25 protein-coding genes are annotated in these 23,120 nt (G+C 73.2%); 10 read left to right on the top strand and 15 right to left on the bottom strand.

Features of this window, described 5'->3' with window-relative positions; all coding sequences use genetic code 11:
* Positions 1–42 precede the first annotated feature (42 nt).
* Positions 43–1,020, bottom strand: coding sequence for a DedA family protein (locus Q5694_RS10360; RefSeq protein WP_333932270.1), 978 nt, complete (start codon positions 1,018–1,020; stop codon positions 43–45).
* 134 nt (positions 1,021–1,154) lie between these two features.
* Here Q5694_RS10360 and Q5694_RS10355 point away from each other — a divergent pair, with 134 nt between their 5' ends.
* Complete coding sequence (locus Q5694_RS10355) at positions 1,155–1,520, top strand: YbjQ family protein (RefSeq protein WP_333932269.1); 366 nt, start codon at positions 1,155–1,157, stop codon at positions 1,518–1,520.
* A 19-nt stretch (positions 1,521–1,539) separates the two neighbouring features.
* Here the strand turns inward: Q5694_RS10355 and Q5694_RS10350 are convergent, their stop codons facing one another.
* Positions 1,540–2,301 carry a MerR family transcriptional regulator gene (locus tag Q5694_RS10350; protein WP_333932268.1) on the bottom strand — a complete coding sequence of 254 codons (762 nt, stop codon included), beginning with the start codon at positions 2,299–2,301 and terminating at the stop codon, positions 1,540–1,542.
* 102 nt (positions 2,302–2,403) lie between these two features.
* On the opposite strand from Q5694_RS10350, the gene Q5694_RS10345 reads away from it, so the two are divergent.
* Complete coding sequence (locus tag Q5694_RS10345; RefSeq protein WP_333932267.1) at positions 2,404–3,690, top strand: ion channel protein; 1,287 nt, start codon at positions 2,404–2,406, stop codon at positions 3,688–3,690.
* Between the two features lie 47 nt (positions 3,691–3,737).
* Positions 3,738–5,144 (top strand): glutamate decarboxylase, encoded by a 1,407-nt coding sequence (locus Q5694_RS10340; RefSeq protein ID WP_333932266.1) that lies wholly within the window; start codon positions 3,738–3,740, stop codon positions 5,142–5,144.
* 59 nt (positions 5,145–5,203) lie between these two features.
* On the opposite strand, the gene Q5694_RS10335 is transcribed toward Q5694_RS10340, so the two are convergent.
* The 6 genes from Q5694_RS10335 to Q5694_RS10310 all read right to left on the bottom strand — a co-directional run bounded on the left by Q5694_RS10335 (position 5,204) and on the right by Q5694_RS10310 (position 10,696).
* The gene (locus tag Q5694_RS10335; RefSeq protein ID WP_333932265.1) at positions 5,204–5,965 is read right to left on the bottom strand and encodes an ABC transporter permease; all 762 of its coding nucleotides are present in this window, start codon (positions 5,963–5,965) and stop codon (positions 5,204–5,206) included.
* Complete coding sequence (locus Q5694_RS10330; protein WP_333932264.1) at positions 5,962–6,912, bottom strand: ATP-binding cassette domain-containing protein; 951 nt, start codon at positions 6,910–6,912, stop codon at positions 5,962–5,964. Before Q5694_RS10330 ends, Q5694_RS10335 begins: the two co-directional genes overlap by 4 nt.
* A gap of 73 nt (positions 6,913–6,985) precedes the next feature.
* Positions 6,986–7,627, bottom strand: coding sequence for a PadR family transcriptional regulator (locus tag Q5694_RS10325; RefSeq protein ID WP_333932263.1), 642 nt, complete (start codon positions 7,625–7,627; stop codon positions 6,986–6,988).
* A 24-nt stretch (positions 7,628–7,651) separates the two neighbouring features.
* Positions 7,652–8,200, bottom strand: coding sequence for a DinB family protein (locus tag Q5694_RS10320; RefSeq protein WP_333932262.1), 549 nt, complete (start codon positions 8,198–8,200; stop codon positions 7,652–7,654).
* A 137-nt stretch (positions 8,201–8,337) separates the two neighbouring features.
* Entirely contained in the window at positions 8,338–9,801 is a 1,464-nt protein-coding gene (locus Q5694_RS10315; RefSeq protein ID WP_333932260.1) for an aldehyde dehydrogenase family protein, read from the bottom strand.
* 70 nt (positions 9,802–9,871) lie between these two features.
* Positions 9,872–10,696 carry a helix-turn-helix domain-containing protein gene (locus Q5694_RS10310; RefSeq protein WP_333932330.1) on the bottom strand — a complete coding sequence of 275 codons (825 nt, stop codon included), beginning with the start codon at positions 10,694–10,696 and terminating at the stop codon, positions 9,872–9,874.
* A 364-nt stretch (positions 10,697–11,060) separates the two neighbouring features.
* Here Q5694_RS10310 and Q5694_RS10305 point away from each other — a divergent pair, with 364 nt between their 5' ends.
* Positions 11,061–11,555, top strand: coding sequence for an ATP-binding protein (locus Q5694_RS10305; protein ID WP_333932259.1), 495 nt, complete (start codon positions 11,061–11,063; stop codon positions 11,553–11,555).
* 89 nt (positions 11,556–11,644) lie between these two features.
* Here the strand turns inward: Q5694_RS10305 and Q5694_RS10300 are convergent, their stop codons facing one another.
* The 5 genes from Q5694_RS10300 to rpmG form a co-directional block, all read right to left on the bottom strand.
* Complete coding sequence (locus tag Q5694_RS10300; RefSeq protein ID WP_333932329.1) at positions 11,645–11,860, bottom strand: DUF397 domain-containing protein; 216 nt, start codon at positions 11,858–11,860, stop codon at positions 11,645–11,647.
* A 634-nt stretch (positions 11,861–12,494) separates the two neighbouring features.
* Positions 12,495–12,728, bottom strand: coding sequence for a 30S ribosomal protein S18 (gene rpsR / locus Q5694_RS10295; protein ID WP_333932258.1), 234 nt, complete (start codon positions 12,726–12,728; stop codon positions 12,495–12,497).
* Positions 12,729–12,734: 6 nt separating this feature from the next.
* Complete coding sequence (locus Q5694_RS10290; protein WP_333932257.1) at positions 12,735–13,952, bottom strand: CobW family GTP-binding protein; 1,218 nt, start codon at positions 13,950–13,952, stop codon at positions 12,735–12,737.
* A 4-nt stretch (positions 13,953–13,956) separates the two neighbouring features.
* Entirely contained in the window at positions 13,957–14,205 is a 249-nt protein-coding gene (locus tag Q5694_RS10285) for a type B 50S ribosomal protein L31 (protein ID WP_030235956.1), read from the bottom strand.
* A 2-nt stretch (positions 14,206–14,207) separates the two neighbouring features.
* Positions 14,208–14,372, bottom strand: a complete 165-nt coding sequence (gene rpmG, locus Q5694_RS10280) for a 50S ribosomal protein L33 (protein WP_333932256.1) — start codon at positions 14,370–14,372, stop codon at positions 14,208–14,210.
* Between the two features lie 63 nt (positions 14,373–14,435).
* Between rpmG and rpmB the strand changes: the two genes are divergently transcribed.
* The 4 genes from rpmB (at position 14,436) to Q5694_RS10260 (ending at position 16,370) form a co-directional block, all read left to right on the top strand.
* On the top strand, positions 14,436–14,672 hold the full coding sequence (gene rpmB, locus Q5694_RS10275) for a 50S ribosomal protein L28 (RefSeq protein WP_333932255.1): 237 nt from the start codon (positions 14,436–14,438) through the stop codon (positions 14,670–14,672).
* Positions 14,672–14,977, top strand: a complete 306-nt coding sequence (gene rpsN / locus Q5694_RS10270) for a 30S ribosomal protein S14 (RefSeq protein ID WP_333932253.1) — start codon at positions 14,672–14,674, stop codon at positions 14,975–14,977. The genes rpmB and rpsN overlap by 1 nt, the downstream gene beginning before the upstream one ends.
* Positions 14,978–15,111: 134 nt before the next feature.
* Entirely contained in the window at positions 15,112–15,672 is a 561-nt protein-coding gene (locus tag Q5694_RS10265) for a hypothetical protein (protein WP_443040842.1), read from the top strand.
* A gap of 158 nt (positions 15,673–15,830) precedes the next feature.
* Entirely contained in the window at positions 15,831–16,370 is a 540-nt protein-coding gene (locus Q5694_RS10260) for a DUF4232 domain-containing protein (protein WP_333932250.1), read from the top strand.
* A gap of 505 nt (positions 16,371–16,875) precedes the next feature.
* On the opposite strand, the gene Q5694_RS10255 is transcribed toward Q5694_RS10260, so the two are convergent.
* Positions 16,876–18,003 carry a DUF2786 domain-containing protein gene (locus tag Q5694_RS10255; RefSeq protein ID WP_333932249.1) on the bottom strand — a complete coding sequence of 376 codons (1,128 nt, stop codon included), beginning with the start codon at positions 18,001–18,003 and terminating at the stop codon, positions 16,876–16,878.
* A 47-nt stretch (positions 18,004–18,050) separates the two neighbouring features.
* Between Q5694_RS10255 and Q5694_RS10250 the strand changes: the two genes are divergently transcribed.
* Both Q5694_RS10250 and Q5694_RS10245 read left to right on the top strand, forming a co-directional pair.
* Positions 18,051–18,791 (top strand): Clp protease N-terminal domain-containing protein, encoded by a 741-nt coding sequence (locus Q5694_RS10250; RefSeq protein ID WP_333932248.1) that lies wholly within the window; start codon positions 18,051–18,053, stop codon positions 18,789–18,791.
* 55 nt (positions 18,792–18,846) lie between these two features.
* Positions 18,847–20,535 carry a bifunctional 3'-5' exonuclease/DNA polymerase gene (locus tag Q5694_RS10245; protein ID WP_333932247.1) on the top strand — a complete coding sequence of 563 codons (1,689 nt, stop codon included), beginning with the start codon at positions 18,847–18,849 and terminating at the stop codon, positions 20,533–20,535.
* A gap of 132 nt (positions 20,536–20,667) precedes the next feature.
* On the opposite strand, the gene Q5694_RS10240 is transcribed toward Q5694_RS10245, so the two are convergent.
* Positions 20,668–23,067 carry a BTAD domain-containing putative transcriptional regulator gene (locus tag Q5694_RS10240; protein ID WP_333932328.1) on the bottom strand — a complete coding sequence of 800 codons (2,400 nt, stop codon included), beginning with the start codon at positions 23,065–23,067 and terminating at the stop codon, positions 20,668–20,670.
* Between the last annotated feature and the right edge of the window lie 53 nt (positions 23,068–23,120).

Genomic DNA, 23,120 nt, shown 5'->3' with positions numbered 1-23,120 from the left:
CGTGCCCGCTCGCACCCTCCCCGCTCAGGCCACGCCGGCCGCTCAGTAACCGTTGCCGTAGGGGTTCTGCTGCCCGCCGCCCTGCTGGCTGCCGTACGGCTGCTGCGGTGCCTGCGGCTGACCGTAGGGCGGCTGGGGGGCGTGCGGCCGACCGTAGGGCTGCTGCGCGCCGTACGGCTGCCGGGCGCCGTAGCCCGGGTCCGGGTTCTGCGGGTACTGGCCGTAGTACTGCTGGTCCTGCTGGTCCTGCCGGCTGTTCCGGTCGCCGTAGGGGGACTGCTGCTGGGGATGGCGGTGGGGCGGCCGGTCGTCCGGGGTGATGCGGCGCAGCTGGGTCGTCGCGTCGTCCATGACCGGCCGCTGTGGGGGCCGCCCCTCCTCGGGGGCCTGGGCGGCCGCGCGCTTCTTCTTCGAGCGGTCGCGGAGGTACTCGACGATGATCGGGACGACGGAGAGCACGACGATCAGGATGAGGATCGACTCGACGTTCTTCTTGATGAAGTCGATCTGGCCCAGCCAGTAGCCCGCGACGGTCACGCCGGTGCCCCAGGCGATGCCGCCGACGACGTTGTACGTCAGGAACGTGCGGTACTTCATGCGGCCGGCGCCGGCGACGATGGGCGCGAAGGTGCGCACGATGGGCACGAAGCGGGCCAGGACGATCGCCTTGGGCCCGTACTTCTCCATGAACTCGTGGGCCTTGTCCAGGTTCTCCTGCTTGAAGAGCTTGGAGTTGGGCCGGCTGAACAGCTTCGGCCCGAGGAACTTGCCGATCATGTAGCCCACTTGGTCGCCGAGGACGGCGGCGAGCACGATCAGCGTGCAGACCAGCCACAGCGGCTGGCTGATGTACGTGCCCTCGGCGACGAAGAGACCCGCCGTGAACAGCAGGGAGTCACCCGGCAGGAAGGCGAAGAGGCCGGACTCCGCGAAGACGATGAGCAGGATGCCGGGCAGGCTGAACGTGGAGATCAGATAGTCCGGGCTGAGCCACTCGGGGCCGAGCGCAAGCGTGGTCACGGGGATGTGGCTCCTGCTGCTGGGGGATACGGGCTGGGGCTGACTGCCTCAAGGTATCAACGCAGCCGTCAGGACCCAGGTTCCATGGGGGTTATCAGGATGCACTGCGGCCCGTCCCGGGCAAAGCTGTGGACATGGGCATCGACGAATACGGCGGCGGACAGGGCCCCCGGCCCGACGTCCTCGTCGTCACCACGAACGACGTACCCGGCTACCGCGTGCAGGAAGTGCTCGGGGAGGTGTTCGGCCTCACCGTGCGCTCCCGGCACATCGGCAGCCAGATCGGCGCCGGGCTGAAGTCGATGGTCGGCGGCGAGCTGCGCGGCCTGACCAAGACCCTCGTGCAGACCCGCAACCAGGCCATGGAGCGGCTCGTGGAGCAGGCACGCGCCCGTGGGGCCAACGGAGTGCTCGCGTTCCGCTTCGACGTGACCGAGGCCGCGGACGTGGGCACGGAGGTGTGCGCCTACGGCACGGCCGTGGTCCTGACCCGGGAGTGAGGCACCCCCGGGCCGGGGATCAGGAGGTGTGCCGGTCCGCGTTCGCGGCGATGGCGTCCTTGAGGTGCGCGGCGAGGCCGGGGCGGATCGCGTCGTAGAACGCCGTGAAGCGCTCGTCGGCGACGTACATCTCGCCCAGGCAGCGGTGCATCTCGTGGGAGCACTCGTAGAAGTGGGCGCAGATGTGCTGCCGGTGCTCCTCCGCCAGGGCCATGGCCGCCTCGCCGGTGGGGGCCTCGCCGGCCGCGATCAGGACGGCGTAGCGCTCGCCCCAGTCGGCGGCCTCGGCCTGGATGCGCGTCCAGTCGTCCTTGGTGTAGCGGGCGACTCGGCGCTGCGACTCGGCGTACGCGGCCGTGCCGCCCCAGCGTTCCCGCACCTCCTCGTCGTACTGCTCGGGGTCGTGGTCCCCGAAGACCTCGAACTTCTCCTCGGGCGTCAGGTCGAGTCCCATCGTGCGTGCCTCCATGGCGTGCTCCACGGCCGCCGCCATCTTGCGCAGCTTCTCGATCCGGGCGGTCAGCAGTTCGTGCTGCCGGCGCAGGTGTGCGCGCGGGTCCGCGTCCGGGTCGTCGAGCAGGGCGGCGACCTCGTCGAGCGGGAAGCCGAGTTCCCGGTAGAACAGGATCTGCTGCAGCCGGTCGAGGTCGGCGTCGCTGTAGCGCCGGTGGCCCGCGTGGCTGCGTTCGCTTGGGACGAGCAGGCCGATGTCGTCGTAGTGGTGCAGCGTGCGCACCGTGACGCCGGCGAAGCCCGCGACCTGTCCCACGGAGTAGCTCACTTCCGCTCCCTTCTTCTTCCGCGCTCCACGGTCGGGCCTCACGCCGCGTGAGGTGCAAGCGTGTTGAGCTTTTGTCCGGTTTGATCCGTTTATCGTGTGCTCGTGGTCCAGGACACCGAGCCGCAGGCGCCCTCCTTCACCCCCGCGACCCCCGCTCGCACCCTGTTGCCGTCGATCGTGCCCGCCGTGGCCGTCGGTGTCCTGTCCAGCCTGGTGCTGGTGGGCGTGGAGGTCGCCGCCGAGCACCTCCAGGAGGTGCTGTGGGGGCCCCTGCCGGACGCGCTGGGCATCGGCCGGTATTCGGTGGCGTGGATGTTCGTGATGCTCGTCGCGACCGGGGTGGCCGTCGGGCTCGTGGTGTGGCGGATGCCCGGGCACGCGGGCCCCGACCCGGCGACGCTGGGTCTGGACGCCCCGGTCCTGCCGCCCGTGGTGCTGCCGGGCCTGGTGCTGGCGACCGCGCTGATGCTGGCGGGCGGACCCAGCCTCGGCCCGGAGAACCCGATCATCGCCGTCAACGTGGGCCTCGCGGTGTGGCTGGGCGGCCGGGCCGTCCCGCGGGCGCCGGGCCGGATCTGGCCGGCGCTGGCCGAGGCGGCGACCATCGGCGCGCTGTTCGGCACGCCCGTGGCGGCCGCCCTGGTGATCTCCGAGGTGCTGGCCGGGCAGAAGACGCGCGGCCTGCTCTGGGACAACCTGTTCGCGCCGCTGACCGCCGCCGCGGCCGGCTCCCTGACCGCCTCCCTCGTCGACCGGCCGAGCTTCGACCTCGGCCTGCCGCCCTTCGGGCGTCCCGGCTGGGCCGATCTGGCGGCGGCCGTCGTGATCGCCTCGGCCGGTGCGCTGCTCACCCTGTGCGCGGTCTACGCCTTCCCCCACGTCCACGCGGCCTTCCGCCGGCTGCGGCACCCCATGCTGATGCTGCCGGCGGGCGGGGCCGTGCTGGGCGCCCTGGCGGCGCTGGGCGGGCACCTGACGCTGTTCAAGGGGCTCGGCGAGATCGGCGTGCTGGCGCAGGACCCGGACAGCCGCGGCCCCGGGGAGTACGCCGTGCTCACCGTGGTGAAGCTGGCCGCGCTGCTCGTCGCCGCGTCCTGCGGCTTCCGGGGCGGGCGCATCTTCCCGGCCGTGTTCGTCGGCACCACCCTCGGCCTGTGCGCCCACGCCCTCGTCGACGGGGTGCACCCCTCGGTCGGGGTGTCCGCCGCGGTGCTCGGCGTGCTGCTGGCGATCACCCGGCAGGGCTGGGTGAGCCTGTTCGTCGCCGCGGTGCTGGTCGCCTCCCCCTCGATCCTCACCCTCCTGTGCGTCGCCTCCCTGCCGGCGTGGCTGCTGGTCACGGGCCGGCCGCAGATGCAGCTGCGCGAGGACGGCACACCGGTCCGCTGAAGCCCTCACCACCACTCCGGTCGCACCCCACCCCCTCGGAGGCACCCGTGCCGCTCCACGAAGGTCCCCGCCGCTCCGGCGAGACCCGCATCTCCGTCAATCCCTTCTACGGCCCCGCCAACCCCGTCGGCGACATGGCCGAGGCCCCGCCGACCCACCGGCTCCCCGACCAGCCGATGGCCCCGGCGACCGCCCACCAGCTGGTGCGCGACGAGCTGATGCTCGACGGCAACGCGCGGCTGAACCTCGCCACCTTCGTCACCACCTGGATGGAGCCGGAGGCCGGGCTGCTGATGGCGGAGTGCCGGGACAAGAACATGATCGACAAGGACGAGTACCCGCGCACGGCCGAGCTGGAGCGGCGTTGCGTGGCGATGCTCGCCGACCTGTGGAACGCGCCCGACCCCGCCGCGGCCGTCGGCTGCTCCACGACCGGGTCGAGCGAGGCCTGCATGCTCGCCGGGATGGCCCTGAAGCGGCGCTGGGCCCGGCGCAACGCCGACCGGTACCCGGGAGCCCGGCCCAATCTGGTGATGGGCGTGAACGTGCAGGTCTGCTGGGAGAAGTTCTGCACCTTCTGGGAGGTCGAGGCGCGGCTGGTGCCCATGGAGGGCGAGCGCTACCACCTCGACCCGCAGGCCGCCGTCGAGCTGTGCGACGAGAACACCATCGGGGTCGTCGGCATCCTGGGCTCCACCTTCGACGGCTCCTACGAGCCGGTCGCCGACCTGTGCGCCGCGCTGGACGCCCTGCAGGAGCGCACGGGGCTCGACATCCCGGTGCACGTCGACGGGGCGTCCGGCGCGATGGTCGCCCCCTTCCTCGATGAGGACCTGGTGTGGGACTTCCGGCTGCCGCGGGTGGCGTCGATCAACACCTCGGGCCACAAGTACGGCCTGGTCTACCCGGGCGTCGGCTGGGCGCTGTGGCGGGACGCCGAGGCGCTGCCGGAGGAGCTGGTGTTCCGGGTGAACTACCTGGGCGGCGACATGCCGACGTTCGCGCTGAACTTCTCGCGTCCGGGCGCGCAGGTCGTGGCGCAGTACTACACGTTCCTGCGGCTGGGCCGGGACGGGTACCGGGCCGTGCAGCAGGCCGCGCGGGACGTGGCCACGGGGCTGGCCGCACGGATCGAGGCGCTCGGCGACTTCCGGCTGCTGACCCGGGGCGACCAGCTGCCGGTGTTCGCCTTCACCACCGCGCCGGACGTGAGCGCGTACGACGTGTTCGACGTGTCGCGGCGGCTGCGCGAGCACGGCTGGCTGGTGCCCGCGTACACCTTCCCGGAGAACCGTCGGGACCTGTCCGTCCTGCGGGTGGTGTGCCGCAACGGCTTCTCCGCGGACCTCGCCGACCTGCTCGCGCAGGACCTGGAACGGCTGCTGCCCGAGCTGCGCCGGCAGCCGCACCCGCTGACCCGGGACAGGGGCGCGGCCACCGGCTTCCACCACTAGGACCGGTCGTCCGGATCAGGTCGCGGGCCCCGGCGTCCGATCGCCCCGGACGCCGGCCCTCACCGGCTCAGCCGCCCGTACCTGCGCACCGCCAGCGGGAAGAACACCGCCAGCAGCGCCAGGGGCCAGGCGACCGCCGCCCAGACCTGCCCGGACTCCGTGCCGGGGACACCGAAGAGGTGCCGTACGGCCGTGGCCGTGTGGGACATCGGGTTCCATTCGACGACCGTGCCCAGCCAGCCGGGCATGGAGCCGGGCGCGGCCAGGGCGTTGGACAGGAAGCCGACCGGCCAGACCAGGATCTGCACGGCCTGCACCATCTCCGGCCGGCCGGCCACCAGGGCGAGGTGGATGCCGATCCACAGCATCGCGAAGCGGAACAGCAGCAGCAGACCCAGGGCGGCCAGGAGGGCGGCCGGGCCGCCGCCGGGCCGCCAGCCGAGGGCCGCGCCCACGCCGATCAGCACGAGCAGGGCCATCGCCGACTGGAGCATGTCGGCGGCCGAGCGGCCCACCAGCACGGCTCCGTCGGCCATCGGCATCGACCGGAACCGGTCGATCACGCCCTTGTTGAGGTCCTGCGTGACGGCGAGCATCGTGCCCTCCAGGCCGAAGGCCATGGTGAGCGCGAGCATGCCCGGGATCAGGTAGTCGCGGTACTCGCCGCTCACGCCCCGGCCGCCGCCGACCAGGTAGCCGAACATGAGCAGCAGCATCACCGGGAAGGCCAGGTTGACGGCCAGCTGGACCGGTTGCCGCTGCCAGCGGGCGAGCTCCCGGCGGGTCATGGTCCAGGAGTCGGTCAGTGCGTGCGCGGTCACACGGCCTCCTTCACTCGGGTGTCGTCCCCGGTCAGGTGCAGGAACACCTCGTCCAGCGTCGGGCGGCGCAGGGCGACGTCCTCCGCGTCGATCCCGGCCTCCGCAAGGGCCCGTACGACGCCGGTCAGGGCCTCCATGCGGTCGGTGACCGGCGCGCTCAGCAGGCGGCGGTCGGGGTCGGCGGTGACCCCGGTGAGGGGCAGCAGGGCGACGGCCGCGCCCAGCTGCCCCGCGTCCCGCAGGACCACGTCGATGCGGTCGCCGCCGGTCCGGGCCTTCAGCTCGTCGGCCGTGCCCTCGGCGATCACCCTCCCGGCGTCGACCACGCTGATGCGGTCGGCGAGTTGATCGGCCTCCTCCAGGTACTGCGTGGTGAGCAGGACCGTCGTCCCGCCGCCGACCAGGGCGCGGACGGAGTCCCACACCTCGGCGCGCCCGCGCGGGTCCAGCCCCGTGGTCGGCTCGTCCAGGAACAGCACCTCCGGCTCGGTGATCAGGGAGGCGGCCAGGTCCAGCCGGCGCCGCATGCCCCCGCTGTACTGGCGCACGGGCTTGCGGCCGGTGTCGGTCAGGCCGAAGGGCTCCAGGAGTTCGCCGGCACGTGCGCGTGCCCCCTTGGCGCCCAGATGGTGCAGCCGGCCGAACAGCTCCAGGTTCTGCCGGCCGCCGAGCTCCTCGTCGAGCGCGGCGTGCTGGCCGAGCAGGCCGATGCGCAGCCGTACGGCGTACGCCTCGCGGACCGCATCGTGGCCGGCCACCACGATCCGGCCCGCGTCCGGCCGCAGCAGCGTGGACAGGACCCTGACCAGGGTGGTCTTGCCCGCGCCGTTCGGCCCGAGCACCCCGTGCACCGTGCCGCGCGCGACCGTGAGGCCGAGCCCGTCCAGCGCCTTCTTGTCGCCGTACCTCTTGTGCACGCCTTCGACGGTGATCGCCGCGTCGGCCACCGCGCCTCCTTCGCTAGTCAAACTTGACTACACACAGGAAGGTATCCCCGCCCGCGCCATTCGTCAAACTTGATTAGTGAGTGTCCCCCGGGTGCCGCTCCTCCGTCGCGTACGGGTTCTCCTCACCGTCGGCCAGGACTCCCACGAACGGGTCGCCCTCGTCGGCGAAGGTGTAGGCACCGCCCTCGATGCGCTCGATCAGCCCCCGGGTCCACTCGGCCTCGGAGTCGGCCGTGTGGACCCACATGTTCATGATCTCCCCGATGTGACCGAGCTGCTGGGGCCCCTGCTCCGGCGCGTAGTGCTCCAGGACGGCGGCCCGCCACTGCTCGATGCGCAGCGTCCGCTCCTTCAGCAGGGCGACCGCCTCGGCGCGCGGCAGGTCCACCACGAAGCCGACGGCGGCCGTCTTCACGTCCCCGCGCTGGTCGTAGGTGACCAGCGCCTCCCGCAGCAGCCGGAAGTACTCCTCGGTGCCCTGCCCGGTGAGCTCGTACTCCGTGCGCGGCGGGCCGCCGACCGTGGACGGGGCGACCTCGTGCGCGTGCAGCAGGCCCTGCTTGGCCATCTGCTTCAGCGCGTGGTAGATCGAGCCGGGCTTGGCGCTGGACCACTCGTGGGCGCCCCAGTACTCCAGGTCGTTGCGCACCTGGTAGCCGTGGGCCCGCCCGTGCATGCGGACCGCGCCGAGCACGAGGAGACGGATCGCTGACATGGGGCCAGCGTAGGCCGGGGGAGGTCAGCCCCAGGAGCTGCCCTGCTCCTTCGCGACCAGCTCGAAGGCCGTCGCGCCGTCCAGCGACTCGCGGATGACGTCGGCGTGACCGGCGTGCCGGGCCGTCTCGCGGATCAGGTGCAGACAGAGCCAGCGCATCGAGAGCTGCTCGTCCTTCGGGTTCCAGGACGTCGCCGGCAGCAGGAACGTGTCGTCGAGACTGGGCACCGCGCGGATGAACGCCTCGGTGGCGGCGGCCACCTCCTCGTAGTACGCGAGCTGCGACTCCACGGTCTCGTCGCCGACCAGCCGGAAGCACTCGTCCCAGTTCGACTCGTCCCGGTGGACGGCCGGCGGCACGCCCTCGGCCCGGGCGATCCAGCCCTGCTCGACCTCCGCCACGTGCTTGAGCAGCCCGGCCAGGGACAGCTCGCTGGCGCTGGGACGGGACGTCGCCTGCTCCTCCGTCAGGCCCAGCAGCGACCGGCGGATGCCGCCGCGCTGCTCGGCGATGAACGACAACAGCGCTCCGCGCTCGTCGCCGGGTGCCTCCGCGGGAACGTGAGTGACCATGACCGCCGCCTTCCGTCGTGACCGGGGGCCTCTCCCCCTCACACCGACGAAGCTACGCACCCTTGCGGTCAGGTGCTGTCCGCAAGGACGGCGGCCGCGGCGACCGATCGGAAGGCGACGGATCGGAAGGCGAGGGATCAGAAGGGGAAGCCGCTGCGCCCGTGCTGCACCGAGATCCACTTGGTGGTGGTGAAGGCGTCCAGCATCGTCTCGCCGTTGAGCCGGCCGACGCCCGAGTGCTTCTCGCCGCCGAAGGGGACGATCGGCTCGTCGTGGACGGTGCCGTCGTTCACGTGGAACATGCCGGTGTCGATCCGCTGGGCGAACCGCACGCCCCGCTCGACGTCGCCGGTGTGCACCGCTCCGCTCAGTCCGTAGGGGCTGTCGTTGACGAGGCGCACGGCCTCCTCCTCGCCGTCGAACGGCACCAGGAACACGACCGGTCCGAAGACCTCCTGCCGCAGCAGGGCGGAGCCGGCGGGCACGTCGGTCAGCACGGACGGCTCGACGAGGTTGTCGGTCCGCCCGCCGCGCACCAGGGCGGTGGCGCCCTCGGCCAGGGCCTGCTCCACCACGCCTGCCAGCGCCTCGGCCTGCGAGGAGTTGATGACCGGGCCGATGACGGTCTCCGGGTCGCGCGGATCGCCCGTCTTGAGGCTCTTCACCTTGGCGACGAACCTCTCGGTGAACGCGTCGGCCACCGACCGGTCGACCAGGACGCGGTTGGCGGCCATGCAGACCTGGCCCTGGTGGACGTACCGGCTGAACACCGCGGCGTCGACGGCGTAGTCGAGATCGGCGTCGTCGAGGACCACCAGCGCGCTGTTGCCGCCCAGTTCGAGCACGGAGCGCTTGAACTGCCGGGCGCAGACGGTGGCGACGTGCCGGCCGACCTGGTCGGAGCCGGTGAAGGAGATGACCTTCGGGATCGGGTGCTCGATGAAGGCGTCGCCTATCTCGGCGATGTCGGTGATGACCACGTTCAGCAGGCCGCCGGGCAGTCCGGCGTCCTCGAAGAGCTTCGCGACCAGGGAGCCGCCGACGATCGGCGTGTTCTGGTGCGGCTTGAGCACCACGGCGTTGCCGAGGGCGAGGGCGGGTGCGACGGACTTGATCGACAGCAGGAAGGGGAAGTTGAAGGGACTGATCACGCCCACCACGCCGACCGGCACCCGGTAGACGCGGTTCTCCTTGCCGTCCACGGGCGAGGGGATGATCCGGCCGGTGGGGGCGAGGGCCAGGTGGACCGCCTCGCGCAGGAACTCCTTGACCAGGTGCAGCTCGAAGGCGGCCTTCAGGCGCGTCCCGCCGAGCTCGGCGATGATGGCCTCGGATATCTCCGCCTCGCGCTCCTCGACGAGCCGGAGCGCCTTCTCGAAGACCGCCCGGCGGGCGTAGGGGTTGGTCGCCGCCCACTGCTTCTGGGCGCGGGCGGCGGCCCGGTACGCCTCGTCGACCTCGTCGGCCGTGGCTATCGTGATCGACGCCAGCTTCTCGTCGTCGTAGGGGTTGAAGTCGATGATGTCCCAGGAGCCGGTTCCCGGGCGCCACTCACCGTCGATGTACTGCTGTGCGAGGTCGGTGAAGCAGGACGACGACATGTGATCCCTCGATCCCTGAGACCTTCGATCGCTTCCCCGCGATCTGATCACACGTCATCGTACTTGTGTCTCAGGAGAGTTGTAGGAGACCCCTCAGGACGTCCCGGCTCTCGGAGGGGCCGGGGCAGTCTCGCTGCAGCTCCTTGAGGGCCCGCTCGTACTGCGCGACGTCCTCGGGCTTGTCCAGGTACAGCGCGCTGGTGAGCTGCTCCAGGTACACCACGTCCGACAGGTCCGACTCGGGGAAGCTGAGGATCGTGAACGCGCCGCTCTCGCCGGAGTGCCCGCCGAGGCTGAACGGCACCACCTGCAGGCGCACGTTGGGCCGCTCCGAGATGTCGATCAGGTGCTGGAGCTGGCCGCGCATCACCTCGCGGTCGCCGTAGGGGCGGCGCAGCGCGGCCTCGTCCAGGATGATGTGGAAGTCGGGCGCCGACTCGGCGACGAGGTGCTTCTGCCGCTCCAGGCGCAGGGCCACGCGCCGCTCGACGTCGGCCTCGCTCGCACCCTGCATGCCGCGCCGGACCACCGCGTGGGCGTAGGCCTCGGTCTGCAGCAGGCCGTGCACGAACTGCACCTCGTACGCCCGGATTAGCGAGGCGGCGCCCTCCAGGCCGACGTAGGTCGGGAACCAGCTCGGCAGCACGTCGGAGTAACTGTGCCACCAGCCCGCGACGTTGGCCTCCTTGGCCAGGGACAGCAGGGAGGAGCGCTCCTGCTCGTCCGTGATGCCGTACAGCGTCAGCAGGTCCTCGACGTCCCTGGTCTTGAAGCTCACCCGGCCCAGCTCCATCCGGCTGATCTTCGACTCGGAGGCGCGGATCGAGTAGCCCGCCGCCTCGCGCGTGATGCCCCGCGCCTCACGCAGTCGCCTGAGTTGTGATCCGAGCAGCATGCGCCGCACCACCGATCCCGGCTCTCCCGCGCTCACGTTCGCCAGCCTCCCCAACGGTTTCAGGGGCCGAAGTCTGCCACTAAAACACTTCGAGCAGTACTCGTCCGGTTACGGAAACGGAATCGAGACAGTCGACGCACGCGCGCGTGCGGAAGAAAGAGGCATGTGAACGGCCGAAGAGCGACGTCAGGATGACGGAAAAATTGACCAACAAGTGGTACGGGACGACGCATTCCGGTCACCTGCACGTGCATCTGCCCTTGCATCTGCTGTACGCATCCGAAACCATGGTCCCGCACCACCGCTGCATCGCACCGACCGCGAACACCCGGGAGTGCCTCGCATGGGGACGAATGGATCGACCATGCTCGAGCCGTTACGGCAGGGCCTTCCGCCGCTGGACCCCGCGGCCGTGTCCCACGCCGCCTCCTGCGCACTCCCCGCCCGCTTCGAAGCGGTGGGCGAGGCACGCCGGTTCACCCGCAGAACCCTCGACCAGTGGGACCTGGGCGACCGGTTCGACGACGTCTGTCTGGTGGTCTCGGAACTCGTCACCAACGCCCTGCGCCACGGGCTGCCGGCGAGCACCCTGTGCGCGGCGCGTCACGAGCCCCCGGTGCGGCTGCACCTGATGCGGTGGACCGAGCGGCTGGTGTGCGCGGTGCGCGACCCCAGCCACGACAGCCCCGTCGCGCGGGAGACCGACGACTTCTCGGCCGAGTCGGGACGGGGACTGTTCCTCGTCGACTCCTTCAGCGACAGCTGGGGCTGGCACCCGCTCGCGGGCACCCTGAGCGGCAAGGTGGTCTGGGCGCTGTTCCGGCTGCCGCACACCGGAGCCGGTCCGGCCGGCGGATGAGGCACCGCGGCGCCTCGTCGCGTCGCGGTTCTACGCGCGTCACAGCGTTGGCTGCGCACCGGGCGCCCCGGGGGGCGACATCGCTGTCATCAGCCGACGAGATGGTCGAACTCCCCGTCCTTCACCCCGAGCAGCATCGCCTCGATCTCGGCGCGGGTGTAGACCAGTGCGGGACCGTCGGGGAAGCGGGAGTTGCGCACCGCCACGTCACCGCCCGGCAGCCGGGCGAACTCCACGCAGGAACCCTGCGAGTTGCTGTGCCGGCTCTTCTGCCAGGCAACACCGTTCAGCCTGGTGGCCGCCATCCCGTTGTACACGTCGTGGTCCACAGGTCGCTCCCCGGTGGTGCACTGGCTGGTGTGGCCATTGATGCAGCGGTCAACTGACCCGGATCATAGCTCTGTTCAAGTGCAGATGCAGGAGCAGATGCACGTGCACGCGCGGTGGTCCCGCGGTTACAGCCTTGACGGCCGCTTTACCGAAAGCTCTTGCTTGTTTGACGCCCCTGACACGTGTCGCGTTCCCCCGGGCCGGGCGGGAAGTAGGCGGGCCCGGTGGAGGTCCGATGGAGGCGGAGCATCCGCTCGACCGGGCCGGCGGGTGACTGCACGGCGGGAAACCGGGGACCGGAAACCGCATCCGGAAGGGCCCGGCCCGCGTCTGACCAGGCAGGAATGCGCCGTGCGGACGACATGGCCGTCGTGCACCCGGACCACGCCCGGCTCGGACCGGCGCCCGGTCCGGGCTCGGCGCTCCGGACCGGCCGTGCCGCTCGAAGCGCTTTCCCCGCGGTCCCCCGGACGTCCCGTCCGGGCCGGGCCACCAGCCACCCGCCCCCTCGCACCGGCCTGCCGGGACGTGCCGTCGCGTCCGCCCCTCGACGGGCAAGAGGTCCCCCACGCGTCAAGCGTGGGGAACCTCACCCGGATGCGGACGTGCTCAACGAGCGGAGTAGGGCAGCAGTGCCATCTCCCGCGCGTTCTTGACCGCCGCGGCGATCTGCCGCTGCTGCTGCGCCGAGACCCGGGTGACCCGGCGGCTGCGGATCTTGCCGCGGTCGGAGATGAACTTCCGCAGCAGATCGGTGTCCTTGTAGTCGATGTAGGTGATCCCGGCCTGGTCCAGGGGGTTCGGCCGGTTCCTGGCGGGAGTGCGTTCGGGCTTGCGGGGCATGTCGGTTCAGACCTCCAGGAGGGTGTCGAAGGCGTGCGGCAGCCGCTGCCAGGCCTCACGCCCGGCCGCGTACTCGGCATCGGTGAGCAGGCAGGAATCCAGCAGCCGTGCCAGGCCGTCCCGGTCGAGGCCCGGCGAGGTGAAGACCAGGTGCTGGCAGCGGTCGCCGTGCTCGGGGTGCCAGTCCAGCGCGGCGGCGGCCCGGCGCACCGGCGGCACCATCTCCCAGGCCGCGTCCGGCAGGGAGGCCAGCCACGGCCCGGCACTCTCCACGCACAGGGCCCCGCCCGCCGCGTCCCAGTGGAACAGCGTGTCGGGCTTGTCGGCGAGCCAGAACCGGCCCCGGCTGCGGGCGGCCGCGCAGGTCAGGTCCTCCAGCGCGGCGTAGAGCCGCTCCGGGTGGAAGGGGCGGCGGCTGCTCCAGACCAGGGTGGTCACGCCGTGCGCGTCGGCCTCGGCGGGCAGCAGGGCGCAGGCGGGGTGCTGGGCGGCGGCGGCCGCCTCGATGTCGAAGCCGGCCAGGGCGGCCCGGGCCAGCGGCGACAGCAGGCGCGGCGGCGGCACGGTCAGGTCGTCGCCGGCCGGTTCGGCCGGGCCCTGCGGCGTGAGCGGCACCTGCCGGGCGGTGGGGTGCAGCTGGGCGAGCAGCTCGCGGTCCTCGTCGTCGGCCTCCGGGGAGTCGGCGACCGCGAGGACGGGGGCGTACTCCAGCTGGCGCGCGAAGGTGTCGGCGACCGTGCGCTGGTCGGTGGCGGCCGCGGCCAGGCCGCCGTCGGCCAGGTCGTCGCCGTTGGCCAGGTACGGCAGGACCAGGGCCGGGTCGACGGCGGTGATCACGCCGGTGACGGTGAGCCCCCCGGCGGCCACGACCTCGGCCATGGCCTTGGGCTCGACGGAGTCCCACAGCTCGACGACGGCGAGCCGGGTGCCGCCGGCGTCGCGGAGCCGTTCCAGCTCCGGGACCAGGTCCTCGCGCAGGGCGCAGCACGCGCAGTCGTTGACGAGTGGCGCCCGGCCCGTGTCGAGGACGCCGGTCGCGTCCCTGACGGTGCGTACGACCGTGCCCGCCGCGGCCGTCGACAGGTCGTGGTGGAGGACGACACTGCCGGGCACGTCGGCGAGCAGCCGTGCGACGGCCGCCCTGCGGGCGTCGGCGTGCAGTCCGCCGACGAGGACGACGGCGAGGCCGGAGGCGGGGGGCTCGGGAACGGGGAACTCGGGCACCGGGTCAGCCCTTCTTCCCGTACCGGCGCTCGAAGCGCTCGACGCGGCCCGCGGTGTCCAGGACGCGGGCGGTGCCGGTGTAGAAGGGGTGGCTGACGTCGGAGATCTCGACGTCGACGACGGGGTAGGTGTTGCCGTCCTCCCATTCGATCGTCTTCTCGCTCGTCATGGTGGAGCGGGTGAGGAAGGCGTAGTCCGCGGCGCGGTCGCGGAAGACGACCGGACCGTACTCCGGGTGGATCCCCTCGCGCATGGTCAGCGCTCCTCTCGGAAGTCGACGTGGCGGCCGGCGACCGGGTCGAACTTGCGCAGGGTCAGTCGGTCCGGGTCGTTGCGGCGGTTCTTGCGGGTCACGTAGGTGTAGCCGGTCCCGGCGGTGGACCGGAGCTTGATGACCGGCCGGAGTTCGTTGCGAGCCATGCCGCTATGCTACTGAAAATGAATTCCATTTACATCACCTGAGACGAGAGGTACGTCACCACCATGTCCGCGCACTGCATGCTGACCGGGGCCCGGCCCGGTTTCGGCAACCGCATCTCGCACTCCCACCGGCGCACGTCCCGCCGGTTCGACCCGAACATCCAGTCCAAGCGCTACTGGCTGCCGAGCGAGGGCCGTCACGTGCGGCTCCGGCTGAGCGCCAAGGGGATCAAGACCGTCGACACGATCGGCGTCGAGGCGGCCGTCGCCCGAATCCGGGCCCGGGGAGTGAGGGTCTGATGGCGAAGAAGAGCAAGATCGCGAAGAACGAGCGGCGCAAGGAGATCGTCGCGCGGCACGCCGCCCGGCGCGCCGAGCTGAAGGAGATCGTGCGGCGGCCCTCGTCCACCGATGCCGAACGGGCCGCGGCTCAGGCCGAGTTGCGCAGGCAGCCGCGGGACGCGAGCGCCACGCGCGTGCGCAACCGGGACCAGGTGGACGGGCGGCCGCGCGGGTACTTCCGGGCGTTCGGACTGTCCCGGGTCGGCCTGCGGGAGCAGGCGCACGCGGGGTATCTGCCCGGTGTGCGCAAGTCGTCCTGGTGACGGGCTCCCCGGGGACGGGCTTTCCGGGACCCCTTGACGGGCCCTGGTAGCTTGCTGCGATCGTTCCGGCCAGGGGATCGGCCGGCCGGTTCCCCGGACCGGCCCGCCGACCGGCTACACCTTGGGGGCTTGCAGTGACTTCGGTGATCTTCTCGCGTCGCTCCGGCGCCGCGCGCGCCGCGGCGGCGGTCGCGGGGCTGGTGGGGGCGCTCGCGCTCACCGCGTGCAGCGGTGACGGCGACGGCGGCTCCGGTGACGACCCGGCGTCGAGCCCGGCCCCGTCCGCCTCGGCGTCGGCCGGCACGGGCGGCGGCTCCGGATCGTCCGGGCCGGAGTCCGGCTCCGGTTCCGGCTCCGGCTCCGGCGAGGAGGCGGGCGGCGAACTGGCCGGCAGCTGGCTCGCGACGACCGACGGCAAGGCCGTGGCCCTGGTGATCACCGGCAAGCAGGCCGCGCTGTTCGCCACCGGAGGGGGCGTGTGCAGCGGCACCGCGGGCGAGGAGTCCGGTACGAGGACGATCCGCCTGAAGTGCACGGACGGCTCGAAGGGCCGGGCCACCGGCACGGTCGACTCGGTCACCGGCACCAGCATGAAGGTCACCTGGGAGAACGGCGTGGGCACCGAGACCTACACCAAGGCCGAGGGCGGGAAGCTGCCCACCGGGCTTCCGACGGCGAGTCTCGACGCGCAGTAGGACCCGGTGGCGCGACGACGGGCCGCGGTACGCCTCCGGGCGCCGTGGCCCGTCCGGCGTTCGGGGGATTCCCCGGGGGCGGGTGCCCGCGCGGCATCCCCGTGCGTGATGATCCAGGGAGCCGAAACCCCTCCCGCTGCTCACGCCCAGAGGACCTCATGCGCACCCTGCCCGTCACCCTCGCCGCCGCTCTCTCCGCGACGCTCCTGCTGACCGCCTGCGACGACGGCGGCGACGGCGCCGACGACACGAAGAACACGGACCCGTCGAACGGCCCGGCGGCCTGCGCGCTGCGCGACATGGACGTCGAGGTCGGGGCGGGTGCCGCACCGGCGGCCGGGGACACCGGCAACGTCACCGTCACGCTCACCAACCAGGGCGCGCAGTGCACCCTGAAGGGCTTCCCCGCCGTGGACCTCCTGGCCGAGAGCAGCACGACGAACGTGCTCCCGGAGGAGGGCGCCCAGGCTCAGCCGCTCACGCTCGGCAAGGGCGCCACGACGTCCTTCACGATCACCTACGTCCGCGGCGAGGCCGACCCCGCGAAGAGCCTCGTCGTGCACGCGGCGTCCTTCACGCTGCCGGGCGCGCCCGGGGACGCGCACGAACTGAAGTGGTCCTACGGTCCGGTGGCCCGTCCGGGAGACGGCGGCACGGCGGACGCCACGGTGAGCGGGTTCGAGACCTCGGGCGACTGAGGGCGGCCCTCCGGTGTGACGGGCGCGGTGGCGTGACCGCCGCGCCCCGAGGCCGACCACAGGGCTCCGGTGACCGTCGACGCCTCAGCCCGGCGGTGGCCGGTGGCCGTCGGCGGGTCAGCCCCGCGGTGGCCGTCGGCGCGTCAAGCCCCGCGGTGGCCGGTGGCCGTCAGCGCCTCAGCCCCGCGGTGCCCGGAGGCCGCCAGCACGTCAGACAGCCACGGCCGGTGGCCGTCAGCGCCTCAACCCAGCCACGGCCCGAGACCGTCGGCGCGTCAGCCCAGCCGCAGCCGGTGGCCCTCGGCGCGTCAAGCCCCGCAGTGGCCGGTGGCCGACGACGCCTCAACCCCGCGGTGCCCGGAGGCCGCCAGCACGTCAGACAGCCACGGCCGGTGGCCGTCAGCGCCTCAACCCAGCCACGGCCGGTGGCCGACGACGCCTCAGCCCCGCAGTGCCCGGAGGCCGCCAGCACGTCAGACAGCCACGGCCGGTGGCCGTCGGCGGGTCAGCCCAGCCGCGGCCGGTGGCGCATCTGGGCCCGGTCCGCCGCCTGTGCGCCCTCCGTCCAGCCGGCCGCGTCGCGTACCGAACGCAGCCGGGTCGTGGTCGTCTCCGGGAACATGTGCTCCAGCCGCCCGGTGACGGCCACCTCGCGGGAGGCCAGGACCGGCAGCAGGTCGTCGGTCACCTGCGTCTCGGCCGCCGCGGCGAGGCGGACGCCGATGCGGTGGGCGTAGGCCGCGAGGAAGGACTGCCGGAAGGTCTTGGTGCGCTTGCGTCCGCCCGCCCGCTGCGCCGCCTCCGCCTTGGTCATCGCGGTCGTGGCCTGCACCAGCAGGGAGGTGTACAGGAGCTCCACCACGTCCAGGTCGGTCTCGAACCCGACCACCGTGGAGAAGCCCAGCGCCTCGTTCCACACCGCCCGGCAGTGATTGGCCGCGGCGACGGCGTCCAGCAGTACCGCCTTGGCCTCCTCGTACGGCGGCTCGACCCCGATGCGGCACGCCCCGGGCGTCTCGGGGGACGGCGCCCGCGCGGCGAGGAGCGCCTCGTCGACGCTGTGCCGGGCCATCAGCTCCTGCGCCTTGGCGCTGAGCGCCTCCGCCTCCTCCGGGAAGCCGGTGGCCTCCGCCTTGGCGAGCAGGGCACGGATGCGGGTGAGCATGCGGGACTCGGTGCGCGCTCCCCCGGGTTGTTCGTCGAGCACCTCCAGCGGGGGCAGGCGCAGCAGCAGCCGGTACAGCTCCAGCACGGCCGTGGCGTACGAGAAGCGGTCGGTGCGGGGCGGCGGATCGGCCGGCAGCTCGGCGAGCTGGGCGTTCCAGCGCCGCCCGCGCGGCCGGTCGTCGCCCTGCCGGGCGCGGATCAGCTCCGCCACGAGGCGTACGTGCGTCTCCTCCAGCTCGCGCCGCACGATCCGTACGACATCGGCGGGCTGCCAGCCCCGGCGCCAGGCCGACGCCACGAACTCCTGCCCGCGGCGGGCGAGTTCGGCGTCGGCAGCGGGGTCGGCGGCCAGCAGGGACGCACCGGTGTCGAGGGCCGTCTCGCCCGTCTCGTAGAGGGAGGCGGCGAAGGCGCGGTCGACGGTGCTGGACGTGCTCACCCGGCCGATGGTGCCACGAGGCCGCATGTCAACCTTCGGTTGACACCCTCCAAGACGCAACCTACGGTTGACACATGACGAACCCCGATCCCACGTCGTCCGTCCGTCTCGACGACCTCATCGCCGCCATCAAGAAGGTCCACGACGAACCGCTGGACCAACTGCAGGACGCGGTGATCGCCGCGGACCACCTCGGCGACGTGGCCGACCATCTGATCGGCCACTTCGTCGACCAGGCCCGGCGCTCCGGCGCCTCCTGGACCGACATCGGCCGGAGCATGGGCGTCACCCGGCAGGCCGCGCAGAAGCGGTTCGTGCCCAAGGAGTCCGCCGACCTCGACCCCGCCCAGGGCTTCAACCGCTACACACCCCGGGCCCGCAGCGCGGTGATGGCGGCGCACAACGCGTCCAAGGCCGCCCGCAACGCCGAGGGCCTGCCCCAGCATCTGGTCCTCGGCCTGCTCGCCGAACCCGACGCCCTCGCCGCGAAGGCCATCGTCGAGCAGGGCGTCTCCCTCGACGAGGTCCGCGCCGCGGCCACGGCGGCACTCCCGCCGGCCTCCGACGACGTCCCGGAGCTCGTGCCGTACGGCCCGGCCGCCAAGAAGGTCCTGGAGCTCACCTTCCGCGAGGCCCTGCGCCTCGGGCACAACTACATCGGTACCGAGCACATCCTGCTCGCCCTCCTGGAGCACGAGAACGGCCAGGGCGTCCTCAGCGGCCTGGGCATCGGCAAGGAGCGGACGGAGCAGTACGTCGCCAAGGTGCTGGAGAGGATCGCGCGGGCGCAGGAGAACGTGCTGGACGAGTCCTGACCTGCCCCGGCGGTGGCGGGGGGGCGTTGTCAGACCCCCCTGGCACACTCGCTGCATGACCGACCGGTGGGCGCTCGCCCCGGCCGAGGACGGTGGCGTGGACGTCGCCCCCCTCGGCCCGGACGGGCTGCCCGCCGGGCCGGTGCGGCGGGAGGCGGATCCCGCCGGGGCCGTGCGGAGCCGTCCCGGCGTCACGCGGTGGGTGTGGCGGTCCACCGCCGAGGTCTATCCGCGCCTGCTCGCCACGGGGGTGCGAGTGGAGCGGTGCTACGACGTCGAGGCCGCCGAGACGCTCCTCCTCGGCCACGAGGGGCGGTACGGGGAGCCCCGTTCGGCCGCGGCCGCCCTGGCCCGGCTGCGCGACCTGCCCGTGCCGCCCGATCCGCCGCAGCGCTCCGCGGCACCGGGCGCCCAGTCCTCCCTGTTCGAGCCCCAGGGCGTCCACCTGCCCCTGGCGGACCTCCTCGCGGTCTACGCCGAGCAGCAGCGGCGGCACGCACGCGCCGAGCACCCGGACCGGATGCGGCTGCTGACGGCGGCCGAGTCGGCGGGCATGCTGGTGGCCGCCGAGATGAACCGCGCGGGGCTGCCCTGGAGCGCCGAGGTGCACCGGGCCGTGCTGCACGACCTGCTGGGCGAGCGGTACGCGGGCGGCGGCGAACCGCGCCGCCTGGCCGAGCTGGCCGACGAGGTGTCCGCCGCGTTCGGCCGCCGCGTCCGCCCCGACCTGCCGGCCGACGTCGTCAAGGCCTTCGCGCAGGCCGGCATCAAGGTCACCTCGACCCGCCGCTGGGAGCTGAACTCGATCGACCACCCGGCCGTGAAGCCGCTCATCGAGTACAAGAAGCTGTACCGCATCTGGGTCGCCCACGGCTGGTCCTGGCTCCAGGACTGGGTGCGCGACGGCCGGTTCCGGCCCGAGTTCCTCGCCGGCGGCACGGTGACCGGCCGCTGGGTGACCAACGGCGGGGGCGGACTGCAGATCCCCAAGGTCATCCGCCGGGCCGTGGTCGCGGACCCCGGCTGGCGGCTCGTCGTCGCCGACGCCGACCAGATGGAACCGCGCGTCCTCGCCGCCATCTCCCGCGACCCCGGCCTCATGGAGGTGGCCGGGCGGGGAAGCGACCTCTACCAGGCCGTCTCCGAGCGGGCCTTCTCCGGTGACCGCGACCAGGCCAAGATCGCCGTGCTGGGCGCGGTGTACGGGCAGACCTCCGGGGACGGACTGAAGAACCTGGCCGCGCTGCGCCGCCGTTTCCCCCGCGCCGTGGCCTACGTCGACGAAGCCGCCCGGGCCGGGGAGGAGGGCCGCCTGGCACGGACCTGGCTCGGCCGGACCTGCCCGCCCGCGGCCCGGGGCACCGACGACGGCGCCGAGGAGGCCGGTATCCCGGCGGCCGACGAGGATCGGCCCGAGCCCGGGCAGTGGGTGCCCGGGTACGCCTCCACCGATGCCCGCGCGCGCGGCCGTTTCGCCCGCAACTTCGTCGTCCAGGGCAGCGCGGCGGACTGGGCCCTGCTGCTGCTCGCCGCGCTCCGCAAGACCTGCGCGGACCTGGCCGCCGAGCTGGTCTTCTTCCAGCACGACGAGGTGATCGTGCACTGTCCCGAGGAGGAGACCGGGGCGGTCGTCGAGGCGATCCGCGAGGCGGCGGCCCTGGCCGGACGGCTGACCTTCGGCGAGACGCCGGTACGGTTCCCGTTCACGACGGCCGTGGTCGAGTGTTATGCCGACGCCAAGTGAGCGGCGGGGAGGCTGTGACAGCGGGCGGACGGCGGGTGAGCGACCGGACGAGCCCGGTCCCCCGTCGCGCTCTCCGGCTCCCCCGCTCCCTGCCTTCGGTGGCCTCCCGTCCCTCCGCCCTCCGGTTCCGCCTCACCCGGCCGGCTCCCGGGCGAAGTCGCGCACGAGGTCGTGCGGCGAGTAGCGGCCGAACGCCGTCTCCTCCAGCAGCGCCACGTCGCGGAGGCGGTCCAGCGCGGCTTCGGTGCGGCGTACGTCGAGGCCGGTGAGAGGGGCGAGGTGCCCGGCGCCGTAGGCCGGCCGGTCGAGCGCGCCGATGCGGCGCAGTACGAGGGCCGCGTCCCGGTCGGCCGTGTGCTCGGAGGCGGCGAGCGCGTCGTACGTCACCGCCAGGGAGCGCCGGACGCTGAGGTCGTCGTACTCCAGGAGCCGCAAGCGCTCCTTGCCGTCCGCCAGTTGCCCGGCGAGGCCCTCCGGTGTGAGCGCCGGGCGCGCGGCGAGCCGGGCGGCGACGACGCGCAGGGCCAGCGGGAGGCGGCCGGTGTGTGCGACGAGGTGCCGGGAGGCGGGCGCCCCCTCGAGCTCCTCACGGCCCGAGGCGAGGCGCAGCAGATCTGCGCTTTCCTCGTCCGAGAGGGGCCGCAGCCGGAAGCGGGCCGCTCCGTCGAGGGAGGTCAGCGGCGAACGGCTCGTGACGATCACGGCGCATCCGGCGCCGCCCGGCAGCAGGGGCCGCACCTGCGCGGCACCCGCGGCTCCGTCCAGGACGAGCAGCGTGCGGGTGGGGGCGAGCAGCGAACGCAGCAGGGCGGACGCCGCGTCGGGGCACTCGGGGACGCGGCAGGGCTCGATGCCCAGGTCACGCAGCAACGCGGTCAGCGCCTGGCCGGGGGTGAGGGGCGTCCGGCCCGGGGTGGCACCGTGCAGGTCGAGATGGAGCTGCCCGTCGGGGAAACGTTTCGCCAGATCGTGCGCCACCACCAGCGCGAGTGCGCTCTTGCCGACCCCGGCCATACCGCTGACGACGACGGTGGGACGCGGCCCGGTGGCGGTGAGGGTGCGGCACAGGGCGTTGCGGACGGAACGGCGGCCGGTGAAGGGGACCGGCGGGGGCGGCAGTTGGGCGGGCGGGGGTGAGGAGTGGGACGGCGTGGGCGGTGGCGGTGCGGCAGGGGGAGGCGGGGTGTGGCCGAACGGGAGTGACGACGTGCCAGGGCGCCGGGACGGGCTGCCGGTGGACGACGGCGCGGCGGGGCGCGGAGGCGGGGTGCCGGTGGACGACGGCGCGCCAGGGCGCGGAGGCGGGGTGCCGGTGGACGAGCGCGACGGCATGCCGGCGGGCTCACTGCCGCCGGCGGAGGGGGGCAGGGGCGTGACGAGGCGGGAGCCGGTGTCGGCGGCGGAGGGGGGCAGGGGCGTGACGAGGCGGGAGCCGGTGTCGGCGGGCAGACCCGACGGCGTGACGGCGCGGGAGCCGGTGTCGGCAGGCAGGCCCGACGGCGCGGCAGAGCCGTAGCCGGTGTCGGCGGGCAGACCCGACGGCGCGACGGGGCGGGAGCCGGTGTCGGCGGACGGCGTCGGCGGCCCGGCAGGGCGGTGGCTGATGGTGCCGGGCCAGCCCGACGACGCGGCAGGGCGATAGCCGGTATCGGCAGGCGGGCCCGACGGCGCGGCGTAGCCGTAACCGGTATCGGCGGGCAGACCCGACGGCGCGACGGGGCGGGAGCCGGTGTCGGCGGACGGCGTCGGCGGCCCGGCAGGGCGGTAGCCGGTGTCGGCGGCTCCCCGCAGTACCTCCACGTGCGCCGCCTGTACGCCCGGCCCCGGTTCGATGCCGAGCCGGTCGACCAGGCGGTTGCGCAGCTCGGTGTGGACGGCCAGGGCCTCGGCGCGGCGGCCGGTGCGGTGCAGGGCGAGCATCAGCTGGCGGTGGTACACCTCGCGCAGCGGGTACTCCTCCGCCAGCACGGCGAGTTCCGGCACCAGTTGGTCGAGGCGCGGGCCGCCCAGCGCCAGCTCGGCGTCGTAGCGCCACTCCAGGAGCAGCAGCCGCGCCTCGCGCAGCCGGTGTGCGACGGCGTATCCGCCGGCCTCGGGCGGCAGCCCGGCGAGCGGCGCGCCGCGCCACAGGGCGAGCGCGGCCTCGACCTCGCGTACCACCCGCTCCCGCTCGTGGCACATGTGCGCGGCCCGGGCGGCGGCGACATGGGCGTCGAAGACGTGGACGTCCAGCTCGCCCTCGGCGATCCGCAGCACATAGCCGGACGGGACCGTCCGCAGCCGTCCGGGATCGTCGAGCACCCGCCGCAGCCGGGACACGTGGTTGTGCAGCGAGGCATGGGCGGAGACCGGCGGGGCCCCACCCCACAGCGCGTCCTTGAGCGACTCGACGGAGACGACCCGGCCGGCGTCCAGGAGCAGCGCGGCCAGCAGCACACGGGACTTCCCGCTCGGGACGATCCGGGCCTCTCCGGGGCGGCCGCCGCGGGTGCCGTCGAACAGCGCCGGTGGCCCGAGCAGCCCGAACCGCATCACCGCTTTGCCTCCCCCGTGCCCGTACCCGTGCCGCGATCCCGATTCCGGGC

Origin of the sequence: Streptomyces sp. AHA2, assembly GCF_036857595.1 — a bacterium.
Classification (GTDB): Bacteria; Actinomycetota; Actinomycetes; order Streptomycetales; family Streptomycetaceae; genus Streptomyces.
This window is presented reverse-complemented; position numbering and strand designations above follow the sequence as displayed.